Origin of the sequence: Oceanobacillus luteolus (assembly GCF_042678205.1) — a bacterium.
In the GTDB taxonomy this organism is placed as follows: Bacteria; Bacillota; Bacilli; order Bacillales; family Amphibacillaceae; genus Oceanobacillus; species Oceanobacillus luteolus.
Window position 1 is genome coordinate 1 of record NZ_JBHUDE010000072.1, and the last position, 1,137, is coordinate 1,137.

The following is a 1,137-nucleotide window of genomic DNA, read 5'->3' on the forward strand; positions in this document are numbered from 1 at the left end:
AAGGTAGCTGCAGTTAAAGATTATTTGTCAGGGGAGTACTCTCAAAATGAAGTCCTTCGAAAGTATGACATATCTAGTAGTGGGGTATTCCACCGATGGATTAAAAAGTATAATGGTCATAGAGAATTAAAAGATACAGGAAAAGGAAGGACAAGCTCTATGACTAAAGGACGAAAAACGACTTTGAATGAACGTATTGAGATAGTACAAGATGCATTAGGTAACGGAAAGAATTATCAAGATACAGCTGAAAAACATCAAGTATCATATCAACAAGTTTATCAATGGGTACGTAAATATGAAGATGGCGGTTGGGATGCGTTGAAGGATCGTAGAGGGCGTTCGAAGAACGAAGAAGAATTAACTTCTGAAGAAAAAATGAAGTTAGAGATTCGCCGAATTGAAAAAGAAAATGAACGATTACGTGCCGAGAATGCATTCTTAAAAAAGTTAGAGGAGATCGAAAGGAGGCGAAAATAAGTCAAGTAAGATTTGAAGATAAATATATTGCAATTAAAGAACTTTATGAAAATGAGGAACTCAGCATTGTCATGTTATGCGAAATTGCAGGTGTTTCAAGAGCTGCTTATTATAAATGGTTAAACCGTAAGCCTTCCTCTCGAGAACTTGAAAACGAAGAAATTATTAAGGAAATGAAAGCTATCCATAAGAATGTTAAGCGTATATATGGTTACCGTCGAATGCTGATAAATATCAATCGAAAGTTTGGCAAGAGTTATAATCATAAACGAATTTATAGGCTAATGAAAATTGCCGGGATACAATCTGTTATTAGGAGGAAGAAGACACGATATAAGCGTTCAAAACCTCAGCACGTTGCAGAAAATTTATTAAATCGGGAATTTCATGCTGAAAAACCTAATGAAAAATGGGTAACTGACGTTACCGAGTTTAAATACGGTACTTCAAAGAAAGCTTATTTAAGTGCGATTCTAGATTTATATGATGGTTCAATTATTAGCTATGTTTTAGGACATTCCAATAATAATAATCTAGTATTTAAGACCCTGGATCAAGCTACAGATCAATTAGAAACTGACCGCCCACTCATTCATAGTGACCGTGGTTTCCAATATACTTCACATGGGTTTAAACGTAGAATTGACGAGGCAAAAA

At 35.0% G+C, this 1,137-nt stretch carries 1 pseudogene; it reads left to right on the plus strand.

Annotated elements, in window-relative coordinates:
* Positions 1–1,137 (plus strand): annotated as a pseudogene (locus ACFSBH_RS12170) (IS3 family transposase); the annotation flags it as partial.